The sequence below is a fragment of the Pseudomonas sp. Van50 genome (assembly GCF_055390755.1).
Genome location: NZ_AP024343.1, coordinates 4,654,510 through 4,673,863, shown reverse-complemented (window position 1 = coordinate 4,673,863; position 19,354 = coordinate 4,654,510). Strand labels below are relative to the sequence as shown.

Here is a 19,354-nt window from a genome sequence, read left to right as displayed (position 1 = left end):
AGGTGCGTAGCGGGTGGATTCGTCAGGAGCAGTCGAACCATCCCGGCTTCGCAGATGCCTCTCTTGAGGCGATCAAGACACTAGGCGTCTGGTCCGGATGATTCGAATGACTGGCGCAATCTTTCGATCACTTGCTCAATCGACGGCCCCTGAAGGGGCGGCGGCGTCGGATTCTCACCAAATTCACGCCAAATGAACAACGTCAGCTCTGCGCCGTCGGTCAATGCCTGGGCGTTTTCCTTAAGCCCGAAAGTCTCCAGCAGCCTGTACCGCGCATCCTGCCAAAACGACTCTTCAACCCAGTCGTACACCGGAATGAAATGGAAGTGGAAGGGGTAGCGGGGATCGTGGCCGAATCGGCTGATGTACAGCCATTTAGGCTTGAGCTGTATTTCAAGAACGCTCTGAATGCGTGCCATCAGGCCACCTAGTTCGGTCAGTGCCGACGCGGGCAATTGGGCCAATGAGTTCACGTGAGCCTTGGCGCCGAGCATGAGATAACCGGGCAGGGCGGACGCCAAGTGATGATTGACTGTCCAATGGCGGGTTTCGTGGAGGATGAACTGTGGTGGTAATTCCAAGGCAGACTCCCTGTCGTCGTGCGGTCAGGACCATTGCGTCAACTATGTAACATTTTCAGCCGTGCGCTGACAGGCAAGGCTGATGAGGACCTGTGGCGAGGGAGCTTGCTCCCGCTGGCCGCGAAGCGGCCTTCTAACAAGCGCTGGGAGTTGACTGGATACACCGTGTTGGCAGGTTTCGGGACTGCTTCGCAGTCCAGCGGGAGCAAGCTCCCTCGCCACGGGGGTTGTGTTGGTCGGTGGACCGAGTTGTCAGCTTTAGGGTCGCTTCGCGCCCCAACGGGGATAAATCCCCTCGCCACCAGGATAAAAGGAGGGCTGATTTATTTGCTTGAAAGTAGTTCCGCTCCCTTATCGATCCTCCTTTTGTTATTTGTACTGCCAGCACTAGACAGGCTTGGAGGTCTTTACGATGCGGCAGGCTTGACCGCAGCTGATTTTCTCGCCGCGGATTTAGCTGTAGGTTTTGATGCAGCGACCGATGGTTTTCCAGCTTTTGGAGTCGCAGCTTTGGAAGCCACCGTTAATGTTGCAATCGGTTGTACCGTGAGTTCCACACCCATCGCGATCATCAATTTCCTGATAGTTTCAAACCGCGTTTTTGCTCCAGATTTCAGCACCTTATAAAGGCTTTCACGATTAACTCCGGCACTCAAAATCGGGCGTCTGGTGGATCTCGTACATTTTCTTATCGCTCATAGTCTCACTTGTAGCCATATGGCTACTCCTGATGGATGGAAGATTGGCTGCAGATCATGGTTCTTTTCATCGAACATGGAGCCGATGGTGTCGCTCCGGCTGGCAGTAGGTGCAGGGAAGCGGGGGGAGTCGATGCCGGTGATGGGAGGTATCTTTGCATGGGATTGCTCCAGCTGGTTTAGGGGGCTGATCCGATACGAAGGTCGCCAAACCCGGTCGCTTTTGGGGGCGACGGGAATGACTTTAGATTTGAGCAACCAAGGCGGACAAGGTGAGGGATTCCGAGAGCTTCGTAGGAGTCGTGAGACTTCCATGTGGAAACGAACCGACGGTCTCAGGTTTTGTAGGAACAGTCGGATCACGCCGGTTTCAGCAGGTCTCGTAGTGCGGTTAGGACAATTCTTTAGCTGTGTAACATTTTTCAGTTTGTGCGCTGACAGGCTAGATCGATGAGGACCTGTGGCGAGGGAGCTTGCTCCCGCTGGCCGCGAAGCGGCCTTCTAACAAGCGCTGGGAGTTGACTGGATACACCGTGTTGGCGGGTTTCGGGACTGCTTTGCAGTCCAGCGGGAGCAAGCTCCCTCGCCACGGGGTTTTATGTTGGTCGGTGGACTGAGTTGTCAGCTTTAGGGCCGCTTCGCGCCCCAGCGGGGATAAATCCCCTCGCCACAAGAAGGGGCAGCGGGATGCCGCTCAGCGCAGTCCGATGGCTTTTATGGGGAGGGTGTTGCAACTACCCTTCGAACTCCGTCTTCAACATCGTCAAAAACGCTTCCCTGGCAGGATGCCGGCCAGCGTTTTCATGCCAGTAGAACAGGTTATCGATGCCCGTCAGCTCAGGGAATTCATACCCTGTCCAGCCAGCCCCCTGGCGGTATTGCTCGTAGATCCCGCGAGGCACCAGCGAGACGCCGGCACCGGCGCTGACGCAGCCGACGATGGCGCCATAGCTGGCGATGCTGATGATCGGTTGCACTTGGTCATGGCGCAGCAACCACTGCTCCAGGGCGAAGCGGTACGGACATCCCGGGGGCCACATGAAGATGGCCTTGCCTTGCAGGTCGGCGGCGTTGCGCAACGGGCCGTGGGATTCGGAGGCGATGAGCATCAGGTCTTCGCGGTACATCACCGCGCGCTTGAGTCCGGGCCGTTCCACGTCTACCGCCACGATCACACCGTCGAGCCGGTGGTGCTGGGTATCGTCCAGCAACTGCGCCCAAGTCCCCGTGCTCAGCTCCAGCGACACCTGAGGATACTGCGCGTGGTATTTGGCCAATAACTGGGGCAGGCGCCCGGTGGCGCTGGATTCGATGGCGCCTATGCGCAGCGGTCCGCTTGGCGTGTGGCTGGGGTTGACCGCGCGGCGGGCTTCTTCCGTCAGGCCGAGGATTTTTGTCGCGTACCCCAGGAACACCTCGCCCGCCGGACTGACCCGCAAGCCGCGACCTTCACGAAAAAACAACGGTGTACCCAACTCCCGCTCCAGGGATTTGAGCCGTGCCGTGATGTTGGACGGCACGCAGTGCAGCACTTCGGCGGCACGGGCGATGCTGCCGGTGTCGCAGACGGTCTTGAGCATGCGCAGTTGGGACAGTTCCATGGCTCACCCAAAGTGAATGGTTGGCTGAGTTTAAGTCACTTGTATTGAGGGAGGGTGGTTTTGATACTGCGGCGTAAATAGATCAGACGCTCAGTGCGCAGGAACTCTGGATGGAAACCCGTTGTGTGCCGTTTGACGGCTTGAAGAATCCCGGCAGACCCCGCGTGAAAGTGATTCTGGCGACGCTGTTCGTGATTCTTTGCTGGGCTTATTCGCCGATTGGTATTCGCATCGGCCTGCAGGCCTATGAACCGGGTCAGCTGGCGTTGATGCGGTTTCTCATCGCTTCGGTGTTCATGGCCGTCGTCGCGATAGCGAAGGGTATTTCCCGGCCACGTCTCGGGGATTTGCCGTTGCTGGCGGTATTGGGTTTCTTTGCCGTGAGTCTGCACCACATCGCCCTCAATTACGGTCAGCGGGGCGTCAGTGCAGGGGCGGCCAGCGTCCTGGCCCAGTCCACGCCGTTGTTCAGCACGTTGCTGGCGCATTTTGTCTTCAAGGACAGAGTCGGTGCTTGGCAATGGGGTTGTGTACTGTGCGGCTTGCTTGGCGCTGCCGTGGTCGTCACGGGGGATCGAGGCTTGGGTGATATGGACGCCCGTGGGCTATTGATCCTCCTGGCGGCGCTGTCCTGGAGTGTGTATTTCGCTTTGCAGAAGCACCATACCCATCGCTACGACGGCTTGACCCTGGTCTGCTACACCGTCTGGTCGGGCACGCTCCTGTTGTTCATTTTCGCGCCGGGCATGTTGAGCGCGGCGCGACAGGCTTCGGCTTCGGTGAACCTGGCGGTGTTGGTTCTCGGTATTTTTCCCAGCGCGCTGGCGTACCTTGCTTGGGCTTACGTGCTGGCCCACAGCAACGTGAGCCGCGCTTCCACGGCGCTTTACCTGATACCGCCCACGGCGATGTTGATGGCCGGTCTAGTTCTGGCCGAACGCCCAGCGGCGATGGTGATGGTTGGGGCGGTTATCGTGTTGGCGAGTGTGCTTGCGTTGAATGTCGGGCCGGCGAGTGTGGCGAAAGCCGGCTGATTCTGTAGTGGATGTGGGCAATGATGTTCGATGCTGTCCTGTTTAGGGCTGCTGCGCAGCCCAGCGGGAGCAAGCTCCCTCGCCACGGTTGTGTTTCGAGCCAACAACTTTCGATCGCTCCCGTGCGTGGGAATGCCACCAGGGACAATCAACGCACCGCCACCTTATTTTTTAACCTGATAATCCTGGCCCCACACGCGCACGGTGTTGATTTTCTCGTTCAACCCTTCAAACACAAACTTCTGCCGCACGGCCGTCTTCGGCGGAATGGTGACTTCATCCGGGTTTTCAAACCCTGCGAGTTTGTTGGCGTAACCGGCCTGGTCGATGGCGAGCAGGGCGCCCGTCTGGCCGAGGTTGATCAGGCGCAGTTGGGTGTCGGTGCTGTTCTTGAAGCCGAGAGTGATGCTGAAGGTGTCGTCGACGGGTTCCAGCTTCAGGACTTCGATGGTGACGCGGTCTTTCAGTTGCTCATTGGAAGAAATGATCGCGGCGCCATCGGCGCCCTGGGCCGATTCGCGGCCATCGAGCACGCCTTCGCTGACGCCGCCCAACAGGTTCTTGCCGGCGGTAATGAAGCTTGAAACGGCTGCCTTGGTCGAGTCCTTGATGAGGCTGCCGTCGGTTGGCTCGCCTTCGGCGAAGCACAGCGAGCTGAGCAAAAGGCTGGAGACGAAGAGGGTGGAGCGTGACGGCAGAAGGTTCATACCTGAGTCCTTGAGGGGGCAGCGACATCGCCCGTCAACAGGGCGAACGGCAATGATAGCCGTGATCATGGGCCGCTAGCGATCTGCTTCCTTGAGTTTTTCCGACATCTTCACCAGCGTTGCCAACGAGTCCGCATTCATCTTGCGCATCAACGACCCGCGGCGCACTTTCACGGTTACCTCGCTCAAGCCCAGTCGGGCGGCCACCTGCTTGTTCAACAGCCCTGACACGACCAGGTCCATCACTTCGCGCTCGCCGTCAGTCAACGCGTCATGCCGACGTTTCAGCGCGTCGACACTCGCCGCGGCCTTGCGCCGTTCCTGGTCGCGGTTCAGGCCCAGGGTGATTGCATCGAGCAGGTCCTGTTCGCGGAACGGCTTGGTCAGGAACTCCAGCGCCCCGGCCTTCATGGCTTTGACGGACATGGGAATGTCGCCATGGGCGGTGATGAACACCACCGGGACCTGGATATTCAAACGCGCCATTTCCTGCTGGAAATCCAGCCCGCTCAGGCCCGGCATGCGCACGTCGAGGATCAGGCACGCCGGGACGTCCGGCCGTTCGGCGTCCATGAATTCACGGGCCGAGCCGAAGGCCATGCTCGCCAGGCCCACGGAGGCCAGCAGGTCTTGCAGTGAAGCCCGCACCGAAGGGTCGTCGTCGACGATGAAGACCCTCGAGTCGGCCTGGTCATGCATGTCAGTCTGGCTCATCGGATTCCCTTGTGACGGCGGGCAGGGTGAAGTGAAAGGTCGAACCTGAGGGCGAATGGCTGGTGGCCCAGAGTCGTCCGTCATGGGCCTCGATGATCGAGCGGCTGATGGCCAACCCCATCCCCATGCCGTCCTGCTTGGTGCTGTAGAAGGCGTCGAACACCCGTTCGCGGTCGCTGGCCGGCAAGCCATTGCCTTGGTCGGACACTGAAAAGAGCAGCTGCCCAGGCGACTCGAGCGTCACCTGAAACTGCAGAATCCGCTGGTCGACGTCAACCTGACGCATGGCGTCGAGCGCGTTCATCGCCAGGTTCAGGATCACTTGCTGGATCTGCACTTCGTCCGCCAGCATCGGCGGCAGTCCGTCCTGGACCTGCACCTGCACAGTGATGTTCTGCTCGTTCAGCTCGCCCGTCATCAGGCGCAACGCGGCATGGACCGTGTCGGCCACGTTCAGCCACTGCTTCGTCGGTGCTTGATGCCGGGCCATGCCGCGCAACCGAGCGATGATGTCGCTGGCCCGGTGGGTGTCGGCGATGATCCGCTCCACTGCCTGGCGGGCCTTGGGCAGGTTGGGCGGCTCGGTCGCCATCCAGCGCAGGCAGGCACCGCCGCTGGCGGCCACGGCAGCCAGCGGCTGGTTGACTTCGTGGGCGATCGAGGCGGCGAGTTCGCCGAGCATGTTGATGCGGGCGATGTGTGCCAGGTGGGCACGGGTCTGGTGCACCGTGCGCACGGCGGCCGAGAGCCGCAGCGCCAGGTACGTGGTGCCGGCGATGGCCGCGAGGCTGATCAGCACGTTGATCAGCCCGGCCTCCGTGTCGCCAAAACGCGTCAGCCGATAGCTCAGGATCGTCAGGACCATGCAGAGGATCGCGACCCCTGCCACGGCACGTGCCGGCAGGATTCTCACCGCGATCAGCACCACCACGATCTGGAAGACCCCGACGGCGATTTCCAGGTCGGTGACCGTATCGATCGCCGCGATGCCGAGCGCCAACCCCAGCAGGAGCAGCAGGCGCAGGGTCAGCTGGGTCCTTCTCATTGAATGTCCATCGCGCATTGCTCCAATGACCGATCCAAGCAGTTTATACCGCAGCACCTCAGGATGGATTGTCCAGGCTGAACTGATCGGCCACTTCGTCATAGGCGAACAACTCGGCGTAGCGCCCCCATTGCGTGACACAGTCCAGCGTAATAGCGGCATCGTGCTCGGACATGAAATCTTCCAGTTGGTCTCGGAAACGCCTGGCCGGTGCGGTGCGGGTGGGGCGGTCGTCCAGCACCCGACGCACATGCCCTACCAACGGCACATATTTAAGCAGGTGCCGGGCAAACAGGTGCTTGCGCTCATCCACCGCTGACTCGGCGTAGCGCAGCCCGGCCGGCAGGAGGGTGATGTGGCCGTCCTGCAGGTCGGCCAGGCGCAGGAGCTGCAACACCTCGGCGACCGGCAAAAGATCACTGGCGGTGTAGCGCAATGCGTCGGCGAGTTCGCGCAAATCCGCTTGGCCGGCAAACGGCTGATCCTGCACCGCTTCGATCAGCCCGGCCAGGGCATTGCTGGAAATCGACGGCAGGACCATGCCCACGCCGCTGCCTGCAAAGGTCTCCTGGCGTGCGGAGCCGACATTCGCGCCGCCGGCCATCTGCACGTAAATGTGTTCGACCAAGGCTTGGAACGCCGGGTCGGCGCGATTGCGCGGCTGGCTGAGGTCCACGGCGATCTCACTCATGACCCGCCCCGGGTTGGAGGAAAAAATCAGTATCCGGTCACACATCAGCACGGCTTCTTCGATGTTATGGGTGACCATCAGGATCGACCTGATCGGCATGCGCCCCTCACGCCACAACTCCAGCAGATCGGTGCGCAGCGTTTCGGCGGTCAATACGTCCAGGGCGGAAAACGGCTCGTCCATCAACAACACATCCGGATTGACCACCAGTGCGCGGGCCAGGCCGACGCGCTGGCGCATGCCGCCCGACAGCTCCTTGGGGAAGGCGCTTTCGAAGCCGTCGAGGCCGATCATATCGATGGCGCCCAGCGCCCGCCGACGTCGCTCAGGCGCCGCCACGCCTAAGGCTTCGAGGCCGACTTCGACGTTTTGCAGCACCGTCAGCCAGGGGAACAGGGCGAAGCTCTGGAACACCATGCGCACCGAACTCGCCAGCCCTTGGGCATTGGGCGGAAAATCCACCACCCCCGTGGTGGGCGAAATCAGGCCGGCGATGGAGCGCAGCAAGGTCGATTTACCGGAGCCCGAACGCCCCAGCAGGCCGACGATTTCGCCCTCGTCCAGGCGCATGCAGACATTGTCCAGGACCCGGCGCTCGGCACCGCCGGCCGTGCCGTAGACATGGCCGATTTGCTGCACATCCACCAGGCAGCGTTTGTCTATCACTTGCATGGGATTGCCCTCAATCAATTCGAAGCCGACGTTCGGCGAAACCGTACAACGGGCGCCACAGCAACCGGTTGAAACCCACCACGAAAATCGACATGACCACGACGCCCAGGGCCACCCGATGCAGATCCCCGGCCGTGGTGGCCTGGGCGATAAAGGCCCCCAGGCCGGACGCATACAGATGCTGGTCGCCCCAGGACACCGCCTCGGCGACGATGCTGGCGTTCCATGAGCCACCCGCTGCAGTGAGGGCGCCGGTGATGTAGTAAGGGAAGACGCCCGGCAGCGCGACCTGGCGCCACCATTGCCAGCCGCGCACGTGGAAGCTGCGCGACGCCTCGCGCAAATCCGTCGGCAGCGCGCTGGCACCGGCAATCACGTTGAACAGGATGTACCACTGGGTGCCCAGGATCATCAGCGGCGAGAGCCAGACATCGGGGTTGAGTTTCAGGGCGACGATGGCGATCACGGCAAAGGGAAACAGTACGTTGGCCGGGAAGGCTGCCAGCAATTGCGCGACGGGTTGCAGGCGTTCGGCCCAGCGCGGGTTCAAGCCGATCCAGACGCCGATGGGCACCCACACTACGCTGGCCAGCACGATGAGCACGCTGACTCGCAACAGGGTGGCCAGGCCCAGGCCGAAGGTACTGGCGACGTCATCCCAGCCCAACGTGCTGCCAATGAAGCGCGACAAGTGCAGGATGCCGGCGATGCAGGCCGCGGCAACCAGGACGAGCCAGGCCAGGTCGGCGGCGCGGCTGACGCGGGCGCTGGTCTTGAAGCGGATGGACGGCAGCCGGGGGATCTTTTCCAGGAACAACGACGCCTTGAGGCTGCCCAGCGCCAGCAGCACCAAGGGCACCAGGCGAGTCGAGCGCAGCAGGTCATAGACCCTGGACCGTGGGCGTTTCTGGGAGGCGGTCTGTTCAAAGCGGAATTTGTCCGCCCAGGCGACAATCGGCCGGAAAAACAGCAAGTCATAGGCAATGATCACCCCAACCATGGCCAGCACCGCCCAAGCGATCGCGGCGATATTTTGCTGCTCGATCGCCAGTGCCAGCCACGAGCCGATGCCCGGCAGGCTGACGGTGGTGTCGCCGACGGTAATGGCTTCGGACGCGACGACGAAAAACCAGCCGCCGGACATCGACATCATCATGTTCCACACCAGGCCCGGTGTGGCGAAGGGCAACTCCAGCCTGACGAAACGTTGCCATGGCGAAAACGAGAACTGTCGGCTGACGTCGTAGAGATCGTTGGGCACGGTTCTCAGCGATTGATAGAAACTGAAAGTCATGTTCCAGACTTGGCTGGTGAAGATGGCGAAGATGGCCGCGCATTCCACGCCAGTTTCCTTGCCCGGGAACAGTCCCATGAAGAACACAACGGTAAAAGTGAGAAAGCCCAGGACTGGCACGGATTGGAGAATATCCAACGCCGGCAGGATCACCATTGCCGCCTTGCGGCTTTTGGCTGCCAAGGTGGCAATGAGCAAGGAAAAAACCAATGAAACAAACAAGGCGATGAACATGCGCAACGTGGTGCGCAAGGCATATTCCGGCAGGTGCACCAGATCCAGGGACAGTGGCGAAGCGTCCAGCACGCCGAGGGGCTGGTTCATCTGATCCAGGCCATGGAATACAAAGGCAGCCAAGAGCACCAGGAGGCCCAATGACGCTATGTCGGCGCGCCAGGAATGGGCAGGGAGTTGTTCTCTGTTTTTGAAGGGCGTCAATGCAGGTGCAAGGAATGAAGGGCGCATGGATCACCTCTATTACGCTTTGAAAACCAGGGCTGCGACCACACTTGCGATCAATGGACGTGATGAAGTTGAAGCGCACTTGAACGGGGGCGTTAAGTGCCCGGCAAGATTAAGTGTTGCCCGGGGCGATGACCACGCTGACTTGGGACATGAAAATATACGTTGGTATATCCGTTCCCTTCGGTGAGAGAAGCATGCAGTAGGGCTTTATCTTTTTTGCTCACTGACGTTGCGCGAGGAGGGTAGAAGGGCGTGCATCTGATCCGTAGTTTTCTGCGCCAGGTGCCTCTGTAATGAACCCGGGCCCGGCCCCAGAATAACCACGCGGTTAGCCTAGTGAGCTGCCCGTGTACTGCAATTTTTTGGTCCAGGAGTACTCATGGCAAAGATGGCGATTTTTCTAGGTGGGTTTTTGGCACTGACTCTTCTGATCGGCGTGCTGGCGACGATTTCGCCCGTATAGGCACAAGCGGCTGAAGCTTCTGTGACGAGGGATTGCACCTCGCCACAACTCCACTGTGGTTTTGATTGCCTTTGTGGCGAGGGAGCTTGCTCCCGCTGGGGCGCGAAGCGGCCCTAACGCCCGCACCTCGGTCTAGCATTTGAGCATTTTGGGGCTGCTGCGCAGCCCAGCGGGAGCAAGCTCCCTCGCCACAGGACGGCTCCTGTTGCAATTTTTTGGTCCAGGCGTACTCATGGCGAAGATGGCGATTTTTCTAGGCGGATGATTGCACCTCGCCACAACTCCACTGTGGGAGCGAGCTTGCTCGCGATAGCGGTGGTTCAGCTTGCATCCGTGTTGAATGGGCCGCCGCCATCGCGAGCAAGCTCGCTCCCACAGGTTTCGATTGCCTTTTTAATGCTGTTACCGATGCAAGATCACCTGCGCGATTTCCTGCAACCCCATCACCCGTTGCGCCGCATTGAGTTTGATCGCTTCCTTGGGCATGCCGAAGACCACGCAACTGGCTTCGTCCTGGGCCACGGTGCTGGCGCCGGCGTCGAGCATTTCCTTCAGGCCGCGGGCGCCGTCGTCGCCCATGCCGGTCATGATGATGCCGGTGGCGTTGCGGCCGGCGAATTTGGCGACTGAGCGAAACAATACATCCACCGAAGGGCGGTGACGGTTGACCAGCGGGCCGTCCACCACTTGCACGTGATAGAACGCGCCGCTGCGGGTCACCATCATGTGTTTGCCGCCCGGGGCGATGAGCGCCAGGCCCGGGTGGATGCGGTCGTTGTTGCGGGCTTCGCGCACTTCGATCTGGCACAGGCTGTTGAGCCGAGCAGCGAACGAGGCGGTGAATTTTTCCGGCATGTGCTGGACGATGACGATGCCTGGGCAGACCCGTGGCAGGGCGGTGAGCACTGCTTCCAGGGCCTGGGTGCCGCCGGTGGAGGTGCCCAGGGCGACGATGCGTTCGGTGGTCTGCGCCATGGCATGGCCGTTGGCGGCGGGCAGCATGGCGTCGGCGTTGAGTTTGATCGCTGGCGCCAGCGCCGTCGGGGCGGGGCGTTTGCCGAGGTTGCGCACGTTGACCTGGGCGGCGGCACGGATTGCCGACACCAATTCGGGCGCCGACTCCAACAGAAAATTCTTCAGCCCGGTGGTGGGTTTGGTGATGATTTCCACCGCGCCGGCGGCCATCGCCTGCAACGTCGTTTCCGCGCCCCGGGGCGTCAGCGACGAACAGATCACCACCGGGGTGGGGCGTTCGCTCATGATTTTCTTCAGGAAGGTGATGCCGTCCATGCGCGGCATTTCCACGTCCAGCACGATCACATCGGGCCATTCCTTGGCCAGTTTATCCATGGCGAAAATCGGGTCGGACGCCGCGCCCATGACGTGGATGTCCGGTGTCTCGCTGAGAATCGCCAATAACACCTGGCGAACCACGGCAGAGTCATCCACCAGCAGTACATTGATCTTTTTTGACATGGTCAGTGCCGGGTCCTTATGGGTTGGTGCCTGACCCACACATCGCCGCTGCGCAGGTCGAAGATGATGCTGCGGTGGCCGGTGCTGCCCATGTCCTGGGCGATCAGGTCGAGGCGATAGAGGGCGGCCATTTCCAGCGCGGCGTTGACGTTCAGTCGCGCCACATCGCCGTAGGGCACATGACGTTGCAGCTCGGGGAACATCTCCCCGCCGCCGAACAGCTTGAGTTGGTAGTCCTCGGGGTCGGTGTGGTGCGCCCGGGCCTGACGGATGAACAGTTCGATGGCTTCGTCGGCGTAGAGGCCGTTCAGTGCGTTGGAGCAGCGCACTCGGCTGGGCAGCATGAAGTGGCACATGGCGCCGATCCTGCGTTCGGGGTGCCACAGCGTGATCGCCACGCAAGAGCCGAGAATCGTGCGCAGGCGGGTCGGGCAGGTGGCGAAGCGAAACTCCCCTGGCGCCAGGTACTCCTCGGCCACTGCTCTGATGGCGGCGCTCATGGTTTGCGGTAAATCGAGGGCGCCACCAGTTTCAACGCGTCGGACACACCGTTGAGACTCTCCGAGTGGCTGACGATGAAATACCCGCCGGGCTTGAGCCGGGGGATCAAGCGCGCGACCACTTTGCTTTTGGTCGGTTGGTCGAAATAGATCATGACGTTGCGCAGGAAGATCACATCGAACTCCCCCAGCTCCGGCAAGGTGTCGTTGAGGTTGACCTGGATGAAGTTGACCCGGTTGCGCAACGCCCGGTTGATGAGGAACGTGCCTTGCTGGCTGCCGGTGCCCTTGAGGCAATATTTCACCAGCAGCGGCTGGGGCAGGGTGCGGGCGCGTTCCATCGGATAATGCCCGGAGCGCGCCTTGGCCAGCACCTGGCTGCTGATGTCCGAACCGATCACTTCCCAGGGCGTGGTGCCCAGCCCTTCGGCCAGGGTCATGGCCAGGCTATAGGGTTCTTCCCCGGAAGAGCTGGCCGCGCTCCACAGGCGGAAGGTCTTGCCCGGCGTTGCGTGGGGCAATACGTGTTGGCGCAGGAAATCGAAATGCTTGGGCTCGCGGAAAAAGTAGGTCTCGTTGGTCGTCAGCAGGTCCAGCGCCACTTGTAATTCATCGGTGCGCTGACCGTTCATGATCAGCTTGAAATACTCGCCGTAGCTGTCCAGCCCATAGTGCTTGAGGCGTTTGAACAGACGCCCGGCCACCAGGGCTTTCTTGGCCTCGGACAGGCTGATGCCGGCGGCCTGGTACAGCCAGGACTGGAACTGGCTGAATTCTCGGTCACTGAGCGCCAGCGCGTTTGCCGGGCGTTCCTTGCAGGTATCGGTGTTCACGGGGCATCCACTTCCAGCGCGTTCGGGCTGGCTTCGGCGAGTTGGGACATTTCGTCGATGGACAGCACGCGGTCCACCTCCAGCACGATGACGAACTTGCCATCGACCTTGGCCATGCCACTGATGAAATCGGCTCGGATCTTCGCGCCGAAGCTCGGTGGCGGCTCGATCTGCGAGGCCGGGATTTCCAGCACCGCCGACACCGTGTCCACCAGCAGGCCAATGTCCTGGGCCTGGCCGTCGGCGCTGGACGCCTCGATGATCACCACGCACGAGCGCCGGCTGATCGCCGAATTCGGCCGACCGAAACGGGCCGACAGGTCGACGACCGGCACGACCGCGCCCCGCAGGTTGATCACCCCGCGCACGAAGGTCGGCATCATCGGCACCACGGTCAGGTTGCCGTATTCGATGATTTCCTTGATGCACAGGATGCCGATGGCAAACATCTCCGTGCCGAGCATAAACGTCAGGTATTGCGCTTCTTCCTCGACCGCGAGGGCGGTTTGACGTGTGGTCGCGATGGCGCCCATTGCTTTTTCTCCTTTAAGCAAGCCTGTGGAACCGGGCCATCAGAACCGGGTGAATTCCGATTCGTCCGGAGCGCTGGCCATGTTGTAGGCAAACGCCTTGGGCATGATCGGTGCCGGTGCCCGCGCCGGTTTGCGGCCGGAGGAGCCTGGGGTGTTGTCGACCCTGGCAACTTGCACAGCAGACTTGGGCGGTGTGTCCAGGGTGAAGAAGCTCATGGCCTGTTGCAGCTGTTCGGCCTGGCTGCTCATTTCCTCGGCGGTGGCGGCCAGCTCTTCGCTGCTGGAGGCGTTCTGTTGGGTCACCTGGTTGAGCTGGGTCATGGCGGTGTTGATCTGCGCCACACCGGCGGCCTGTTCTTCGGAGGCGGCGCTGATTTCCTGCACCAGGTCCGAGGTCTTGTTGATCGAGGGGACCATCTCGTTGAGCAGGTTCCCAGCCTTTTCCGCCATATCGACGCTGCTGGAGGACAGCTCGCCGATTTCCTGGGCGGCCACCTGGCTGCGTTCGGCCAGCTTGCGCACTTCGGCGGCGACCACGGCGAAGCCTTTGCCGTGTTCACCGGCGCGCGCTGCCTCGATGGCGGCGTTGAGCGCCAGCAGGTTGGTCTGGTAGGCGATGTCGTCGATGATGCTGATGCGCTGGGCGATTTTCTTCATCGCCACCACGGTCTGCTGCACCGATTCGCCGCCGTCGGTGGCTTCCTTGGCGGCTTTGCTGGCCATGCCATCGGTGACCTTGGCGTTCTCGGTGTTCTGGTTGATGCTGGCGCTCATCTGCTCGATGGACGCACTGGTTTCCTCGACACTGGCCGCCTGCTCGCTGGTGGCCTGGCTCATCGATTGCGCGGTGGCGCTGACTTCTTCGGAGGCACTGGCCAAGTTGTCCGCAGCGTTACGCACTTCGCCAATGATGTGCGAGAGCTTGCCGATCATGTTCTGCATGGCGTTGAGCACCATGCCGGTTTCGTCTTTGGAGCCGCCTTCGATTTTTGCGTTCAGGTTGCCTTCGGCCAATTGCTCGGCGACGGTCGCGGCCTGTTTCAAGGGGCGGGAGATGATGCGCGAGATGAACAGCGCCAGGCCCAGGCCCATCAGCAGGGCGGCAACCAGCGCGACGATGATCGACAGGCGCGATTTTTCAAACAGCGCTGCGCCACGCTCGCTGGCGGCGCCGGCGCCGACGTCATTGAGTTCCACCATTTTTTGCAGGTCGTTGACCACCAGATCGAATTGACGCTTGGATTCGCCCTTGAGCAGTGCATGGGCTTGCTCGGTCAGGTTTTGCCGAGACAGCGCAAGCAGGTCCTTGCTGACGGCGAGGTAAGCGACCCAGTCATTGCGGGTGGTTTCGAACAGCTGGCGATCTTCCGCGCTGGAGAGCAGTTTTTCATAGGTCGCCATGCGGGTTTCAAACCCCTTTTTGGCTTCTTCCGCTTCTTGTTCGACAGTGAGGCGTTCTTGTTCGGAATCGGCGGTAATGTGGCGGTTTTCCTTGAGGCGGTAGTTTGCCCCGTAGAAACGCATGCCCGAGGCAGCACGCATGGATGGCATCCAGTTTTCCCGGATCTCGACGGTGGTGCTGTTCACCTCACCCAGTTGGATGATCGCGAACACCCCCATGACGGCGGTCAGGGCCAGCACCACAAGAAATGAAGTGATCAGTTTGGTGGCGATTCTAAGATCGTAGAACCATTTCATCGGGAAGTACCTCTCCATGGAAGTGCTAAAGCGTCAGCGAGCGTTGGCTTGTTGTAATTGAGTCGGGGTGTAGCGGTTTTCTGTCTGGGCGATCTGGGTGAGCAATGCCGGTACGTCGAGAATTAACGCCACGGCGCCACTGCCCAGGATGGTCGAGCCGCTGATGCCGCGAAGGGCGCCAAACAGCTTGCCCAGCGGTTTGATCACGGTCTGGAACTCACCCAGCAAGTCATCCACTACCAGCCCGGCCTTGAGTTCGGCGTAGCGCACCACCACCACGTTCTGCCGGCGCGCGGCCGGGCCTTCGTGGCTGAAGTGATCGCGCAGGTAGACCAGGGGCAGCACCTCGCCGCGCAGGTCGAGGTAGCCTTGCTCGCGGCTGGTGAGGCCATCGTCTTCGCTCAGCTCGATGCATTCCTGGACCATGTCCAGCGGAATCACATAGGTCGACTGACCGATGCCCACCAGGAAGCCATTGATGATCGCCAGGGTCAGCGGCAGGCGGATGCGCACCACGGTGCCCTTGCCGGGCTGGCTGTCCAGGTCGACGGTGCCGCGCAGCAGGGTGATGTTGCGCTTGACCACGTCCATGCCCACGCCACGCCCCGAAAGGTTGGTCACGGCCTGGGCGGTGGAAAAGCCGGGTTCGAAAATCAGGTTGTAGATTTCCTGGTCGGTGGGGCTGGCACCTGGCTGCACCAGGCCACGCTCCTGGGCTTTTTCCAGGATCCGGTCACGGTTCAGGCCGGCCCCGTCGTCGGCGATTTCCAGCACGATGCTGCCGGAGTCGTGATACGCGTTGAGGTGCAAGTGCCCCTTGACCGATTTGCCGGCCGCCAGCCGGGCCTCGGCGGTTTCTATGCCGTGGTCCATGGCGTTGCGCAGCAGGTGCATGAGCGGGTCGCCGATTTTTTCCACCACGGTCTTGTCCAGCTCGGTCTCCGCGCCGCTGATGATCAGGTCGATGTCCTTGCCCAGTTCCTGGCTGACATCACGCACCACCCGACGGAAGCGGTTGAAGGTTTCGCCAATGGGGATCATGCGCAGGCGCAGGGCGCCGTCGAGGATTTCTTCCACCAGCCCGGAGACCGACGAGGTGGCTTCCTGCAACGGGTCGTTGTGGCAGGTGCGGGCCAGCAGGCTGGCGCCGGCGCTGGCGATGACCAGTTCGCCCACCAGGTTGATCAACTCGTCGAGCTTGTCGGCGTTGACCCGTACGTAGGTGCCGTCCTTGGCCTTGCTGTCGCTGGTCACCGCTTGTTTGTCGGTGGCGATCTGGGCGGGCATGCGCGGCGTCTTGCGCTGGTCGGACAGCAACTCGCCGGTGGCGACCAACGCGGTGGTTTCTTCGGCCGGTTCCGGTGATGTGGTCACCAGGCCGGTGTTGGCCAGGGGCGCGATGTCGTCATCCTGGGCAACGATCTCGATCTCGCAGTCTTCCCGGACGAAATCGAACACTTCGTTGATCGCCCCGTGGCTGGCGGCCGAGCGAAACGCGATGTCGAAGCCCAGGTAGCAGGACTCGGCGTCCCAGGCATCGGCGGCGGGCAGGGCGTCGGTCAGGGTGGTGAGGTCGACGATTTCACCCAGGGTTTGCAGGTAGCGCAGGAACGACAGCGGGTCCATGCCGTTGCGGAACACGTCCTGGCCGAAGCGCAGGGAAAGGTGCCAGAGGCGCGTTTCGCCGGGCTCGCGGGTTTCGGTGTCCTGCGCAGGCGTTGGGGCCGCGGCCGGCGAGGGCGCCTGGTATTCCTGCAGGATCTGGCACAGCTCCACTTCCCGTTGCAGGGCCGGCGGCGGCAGCGCTCCGCCCTGGTTGGCGGCCACGTTGATCAGTTCCAGCATGTGGTCGCTGGACTTGAGCAACACCGCAATCAGGCCGGCGTCCACCTCGACGCTGCCGTTGCGCAGGCGGTCGAGCACGTCTTCGACGATGTGGGTAAAGCTGACGATGGGTTCCAGGCCAAACAGCCCGGCCGAACCCTTGATCGTGTGGGCCGCCCGGAAGATCGCACCGATGGCGTCATCGTCGCCGGGGTCGGTTTCCAGTTGCAGCAGCGACTCTTCCATCGCCTGCAACTGTTCCCGTGCCTCGACGATGAAGGTCTGTTGTGCCTGATCGAGATTGATGCTCACGCTCATTTCCTTTGTCGTGTCCGGCGTCCTAGGCAACCAGGTTGCACAGGGCAAGTGTCTCCGTGACGGCCTGGCTTTGGCCGGTCAGTGTCAGTTGGGTCCCGGCCCGGGAGGCCTCGCGCTGCACCATCAGCAGCAGTTGCAGGCCAGCGCCGTCCATCTCGGTGATCTGCGACAGATCGAGGGCCATTCGCGGCGTTGCCCCCAGGTGCGGCAGCCACTGCGCGGCCAGCTCGGCCGCGGTGTAGATCGTCAGCTCGCCGTCGATGTGCACCTGGGCGGTGTCATCCTGTGCTTCGTAGTGCAACGGCATCGGAGCCTCCGGCTATCAAGGAAGGATCAGCTTGGATACCGCCGCCAGCATCTGCGCTGGCTGGAACGGCTTGACCACCCAGGCCTTGGCCCCGGCGGCCTGGCCTTCCTGTTTCTTCGATTCCTGGGATTCGGTGGTGAGCATGATGATCGGCGTGAACTTGTAGCTGACCAGCTTCTTGACCTCCTTGACGAAGGTGATGCCGTCCATGTTGGGCATGTTCACGTCACTGATGATCAGGTGCACTTTCTGGCCGTTGAGCTTGCCCAGCGCGTCCTTGCCGTCGCTGGCTTCGATCACGTCATAGCCGGCACTTTTCAACGCGATGCCGACCACCTGCCGAACGCTCGCGGAGTCGTCGACAACCAATACACTTTTAGCCATGAGCGGCTCTCCTAAAAGAAGGTTATTTCCTGTGAAGTCTGTTGCGCGCTCGAGTCGCCGTGGTGATTGCGGCGCTGCTCGTCGGTGGCATAAGTGGTTTCCATGCGCGCCAGCCATTGGCGGGCATCGATGGAGACGGCCTGGTCGGGCGACTGACTGGCCTGCTGCAGATGCACATGCAGGTCCTCTATGTTGTCGCGCACGTGGCTGAGGATCTGGCTGACCCGATCCTGGAATTGCAGGCTGACCAGCACCTCGGTGAGTTCATCGCGGATGCCGAAGCTTTCCCGTTGCAGCATGTCGGCCGAGTCGGCCAGTCGGCCGGTGACACTCTTGAAGCGCTCCAGCACCTGCTGGATGCTTTGCTCGGAGGCACTGACCGAATGGCTGTCCTGGTCCGCGCCGCTGGAGGCGGCATGCACCAGTTGGGTGATGGCGGTGTTGATGATGTCGACCTTGGCCGACATCTGCTGGCCGGTCTCGCTGGACTTGCTCGAGAGGCTGCGCACGGCGTCGGCCACCACCGCAAACCCACGCCCGGCCTCGCCGGCACGGGCGGCTTCGATGGCGGCGTTGAGGGCCAGCAGGTTGGTCTGTGCGGCAATCGCCGCGACGTCGGCGGCCATGGTCCGCAGCTCGCCGGTATAGGCCGTCAGGTTGCGCACCTGGGCCAGGGTTTCGTCGCGGCTGGCCTGGGTGGCCTTCAGGGAGTCGATGACCTTGACCAGTTCACCTTCGCTTTGGGCCAGCACCTGCACGGCGCCGCCACCGCTGCTGCCGGCCAGTTCACCGGCGGCCAATTGCGAGGCTTGCACGGTGTCTTCCAGGCGTGACGAAATGCCAGTGAAGCGGCTGGTCAGTGAGACGATCGCGGTCTCGGTCTGCTGCCGGGAGCTTTCGACCTGCTTGGCCCAGATCGGCATGGCACCGAGGATGACGTCGTTGAGTTGTGCGTTGGTTCTATGGGCCAGGTGCTCGCTGCCTTGCAGGTCGTGGCGGGCCATGGCGGCGGCGAGGGCGCTGTCGAACTGCTGGCGTTGCGAACGCGCACCCCATACGCCAGCACCGACGCCCAAGACCACGATCGCCACACTCAAACCGATGTTTTGCCCACTCGTGCCATTGAGCGCCAGCACGCCAATGCTCGCGGCGATGGCCACCAGCACGGTGCTCCAGAGAATGCGTGGTTGTGATTGGGAAAGGGAATGACCGTGAGAATACGACGTCATGGTTCGGTCCTTGAACAGTGTTGCTAACAGGTTATTTGCGAATAACTGGTTATCTGCAAGGCCGGTACGGTCTTGAGGACCAGTCGTCCGATTTCGATAAAAGTAATGGCACAGTGATATCTAAGAATAGACGAGATTGGGAGATTGTCGAGATCGCCTGACCTGTGGAAATCTCCTGGCGAGGGCGCTCGCCCCCGCTGGGGCGTGGGGCGAGCCTGGTATTGGCACGCCACGAAAACGGACATCTTCTGAAACAGAATCCATGGATTGAGCTAAATTACCCCGCA

Annotated in this window: 16 protein-coding genes and 2 pseudogenes; 1 reads left to right on the top strand and 17 read right to left on the bottom strand. The window is 61.5% G+C overall.

The window, feature by feature from the left end; genetic code table 11:
* Positions 1 to 80: 80 nt before the first annotated feature.
* The 3 genes and pseudogenes from ACZ5M5_RS19645 to ACZ5M5_RS19635 form a co-directional block, all read right to left on the bottom strand.
* Positions 81 to 581 (bottom strand): HIT family protein, encoded by a 501-nt coding sequence (locus tag ACZ5M5_RS19645; protein ID WP_464737850.1) that lies wholly within the window; start codon positions 579 to 581, stop codon positions 81 to 83.
* Between the two features lie 407 nt (positions 582 to 988).
* Positions 989 to 1,234, bottom strand: a pseudogene (locus tag ACZ5M5_RS19640) (helix-turn-helix domain-containing transcriptional regulator); the annotation flags it as partial.
* 779 nt (positions 1,235 to 2,013) lie between these two features.
* The gene (locus tag ACZ5M5_RS19635; RefSeq protein ID WP_158454741.1) at positions 2,014 to 2,880 is read right to left on the bottom strand and encodes a LysR family transcriptional regulator; all 867 of its coding nucleotides are present in this window, start codon (positions 2,878 to 2,880) and stop codon (positions 2,014 to 2,016) included.
* Positions 2,881 to 2,990: 110 nt separating this feature from the next.
* Between ACZ5M5_RS19635 and ACZ5M5_RS19630 the strand changes: the two genes are divergently transcribed.
* Complete coding sequence (locus ACZ5M5_RS19630) at positions 2,991 to 3,914, top strand: DMT family transporter (protein ID WP_464737849.1); 924 nt, start codon at positions 2,991 to 2,993, stop codon at positions 3,912 to 3,914.
* A 164-nt stretch (positions 3,915 to 4,078) separates the two neighbouring features.
* Here ACZ5M5_RS19630 and ACZ5M5_RS19625 read toward each other — a convergent pair whose 3' ends face one another.
* The 14 genes and pseudogenes from ACZ5M5_RS19625 to ACZ5M5_RS19560 form a co-directional block, all read right to left on the bottom strand.
* The gene (locus tag ACZ5M5_RS19625; protein WP_060741644.1) at positions 4,079 to 4,621 is read right to left on the bottom strand and encodes a hypothetical protein; all 543 of its coding nucleotides are present in this window, start codon (positions 4,619 to 4,621) and stop codon (positions 4,079 to 4,081) included.
* Positions 4,622 to 4,696: 75 nt separating this feature from the next.
* On the bottom strand, positions 4,697 to 5,335 hold the full coding sequence (locus tag ACZ5M5_RS19620) for a response regulator transcription factor (RefSeq protein WP_060741645.1): 639 nt from the start codon (positions 5,333 to 5,335) through the stop codon (positions 4,697 to 4,699).
* A complete protein-coding gene (locus ACZ5M5_RS19615; protein WP_103308640.1) occupies positions 5,322 to 6,380 on the bottom strand; it encodes a sensor histidine kinase in 1,059 nt (352 codons plus the stop codon). Before ACZ5M5_RS19615 ends, ACZ5M5_RS19620 begins: the two co-directional genes overlap by 14 nt.
* A gap of 58 nt (positions 6,381 to 6,438) precedes the next feature.
* Complete coding sequence (locus ACZ5M5_RS19610) at positions 6,439 to 7,743, bottom strand: ABC transporter ATP-binding protein (RefSeq protein WP_060741647.1); 1,305 nt, start codon at positions 7,741 to 7,743, stop codon at positions 6,439 to 6,441.
* A gap of 10 nt (positions 7,744 to 7,753) precedes the next feature.
* Positions 7,754 to 9,502, bottom strand: a complete 1,749-nt coding sequence (locus tag ACZ5M5_RS19605) for an ABC transporter permease (RefSeq protein WP_464737848.1) — start codon at positions 9,500 to 9,502, stop codon at positions 7,754 to 7,756.
* Between the two features lie 865 nt (positions 9,503 to 10,367).
* Positions 10,368 to 11,441, bottom strand: a complete 1,074-nt coding sequence (locus ACZ5M5_RS19600; RefSeq protein WP_060741648.1) for a protein-glutamate methylesterase/protein-glutamine glutaminase — start codon at positions 11,439 to 11,441, stop codon at positions 10,368 to 10,370.
* Positions 11,442 to 11,443: 2 nt separating this feature from the next.
* Complete coding sequence (cheD, locus tag ACZ5M5_RS19595) at positions 11,444 to 11,941, bottom strand: chemoreceptor glutamine deamidase CheD (RefSeq protein ID WP_464737847.1); 498 nt, start codon at positions 11,939 to 11,941, stop codon at positions 11,444 to 11,446.
* Complete coding sequence (locus ACZ5M5_RS19590; protein ID WP_464737846.1) at positions 11,938 to 12,774, bottom strand: CheR family methyltransferase; 837 nt, start codon at positions 12,772 to 12,774, stop codon at positions 11,938 to 11,940. The genes cheD and ACZ5M5_RS19590 overlap by 4 nt, the downstream gene beginning before the upstream one ends.
* A complete protein-coding gene (locus ACZ5M5_RS19585) occupies positions 12,771 to 13,307 on the bottom strand; it encodes a chemotaxis protein CheW (protein ID WP_060741651.1) in 537 nt (178 codons plus the stop codon). Before ACZ5M5_RS19585 ends, ACZ5M5_RS19590 begins: the two co-directional genes overlap by 4 nt.
* A gap of 39 nt (positions 13,308 to 13,346) precedes the next feature.
* Positions 13,347 to 15,005, bottom strand: coding sequence for a methyl-accepting chemotaxis protein (locus tag ACZ5M5_RS19580; RefSeq protein WP_103310599.1), 1,659 nt, complete (start codon positions 15,003 to 15,005; stop codon positions 13,347 to 13,349).
* A 33-nt stretch (positions 15,006 to 15,038) separates the two neighbouring features.
* Positions 15,039 to 17,141, bottom strand: coding sequence for a chemotaxis protein CheA (locus ACZ5M5_RS19575; protein ID WP_103310609.1), 2,103 nt, complete (start codon positions 17,139 to 17,141; stop codon positions 15,039 to 15,041).
* 28 nt (positions 17,142 to 17,169) lie between these two features.
* Entirely contained in the window at positions 17,170 to 17,454 is a 285-nt protein-coding gene (locus ACZ5M5_RS19570) for an STAS domain-containing protein (protein ID WP_060741653.1), read from the bottom strand.
* Positions 17,455 to 17,469: 15 nt separating this feature from the next.
* On the bottom strand, positions 17,470 to 17,838 hold the full coding sequence (locus ACZ5M5_RS19565; protein WP_464737845.1) for a response regulator: 369 nt from the start codon (positions 17,836 to 17,838) through the stop codon (positions 17,470 to 17,472).
* A gap of 11 nt (positions 17,839 to 17,849) precedes the next feature.
* A pseudogene (locus ACZ5M5_RS19560) lies at positions 17,850 to 18,797 on the bottom strand (methyl-accepting chemotaxis protein); the annotation flags it as partial.
* Positions 18,798 to 19,354: the final 557 nt, after the last annotated feature.

Coding starts and splice junctions, on each gene's coding strand:
- ACZ5M5_RS19580 (WP_103310599.1), bottom strand. CDS start 15,005: ATGAAATGGTTCTACGATCTTAGAATCGCCACCAAACTGATCACTTCA.
- ACZ5M5_RS19600 (WP_060741648.1), bottom strand. CDS start 11,441: ATGTCAAAAAAGATCAATGTACTGCTGGTGGATGACTCTGCCGTGGTT.
- ACZ5M5_RS19615 (WP_103308640.1), bottom strand. CDS start 6,380: ATGAGAAGGACCCAGCTGACCCTGCGCCTGCTGCTCCTGCTGGGGTTG.
- ACZ5M5_RS19605 (WP_464737848.1), bottom strand. CDS start 9,502: ATGCGCCCTTCATTCCTTGCACCTGCATTGACGCCCTTCAAAAACAGA.
- ACZ5M5_RS19585 (WP_060741651.1), bottom strand. CDS start 13,307: ATGGGCGCCATCGCGACCACACGTCAAACCGCCCTCGCGGTCGAGGAA.
- cheD (WP_464737847.1), bottom strand. CDS start 11,941: ATGAGCGCCGCCATCAGAGCAGTGGCCGAGGAGTACCTGGCGCCAGGG.
- ACZ5M5_RS19625 (WP_060741644.1), bottom strand. CDS start 4,621: ATGAACCTTCTGCCGTCACGCTCCACCCTCTTCGTCTCCAGCCTTTTG.
- ACZ5M5_RS19630 (WP_464737849.1), top strand. CDS start 2,991: ATGGAAACCCGTTGTGTGCCGTTTGACGGCTTGAAGAATCCCGGCAGA.
- ACZ5M5_RS19620 (WP_060741645.1), bottom strand. CDS start 5,335: ATGAGCCAGACTGACATGCATGACCAGGCCGACTCGAGGGTCTTCATC.
- ACZ5M5_RS19565 (WP_464737845.1), bottom strand. CDS start 17,838: ATGGCTAAAAGTGTATTGGTTGTCGACGACTCCGCGAGCGTTCGGCAG.
- ACZ5M5_RS19570 (WP_060741653.1), bottom strand. CDS start 17,454: ATGCCGTTGCACTACGAAGCACAGGATGACACCGCCCAGGTGCACATC.
- ACZ5M5_RS19610 (WP_060741647.1), bottom strand. CDS start 7,743: ATGCAAGTGATAGACAAACGCTGCCTGGTGGATGTGCAGCAAATCGGC.
- ACZ5M5_RS19635 (WP_158454741.1), bottom strand. CDS start 2,880: ATGGAACTGTCCCAACTGCGCATGCTCAAGACCGTCTGCGACACCGGC.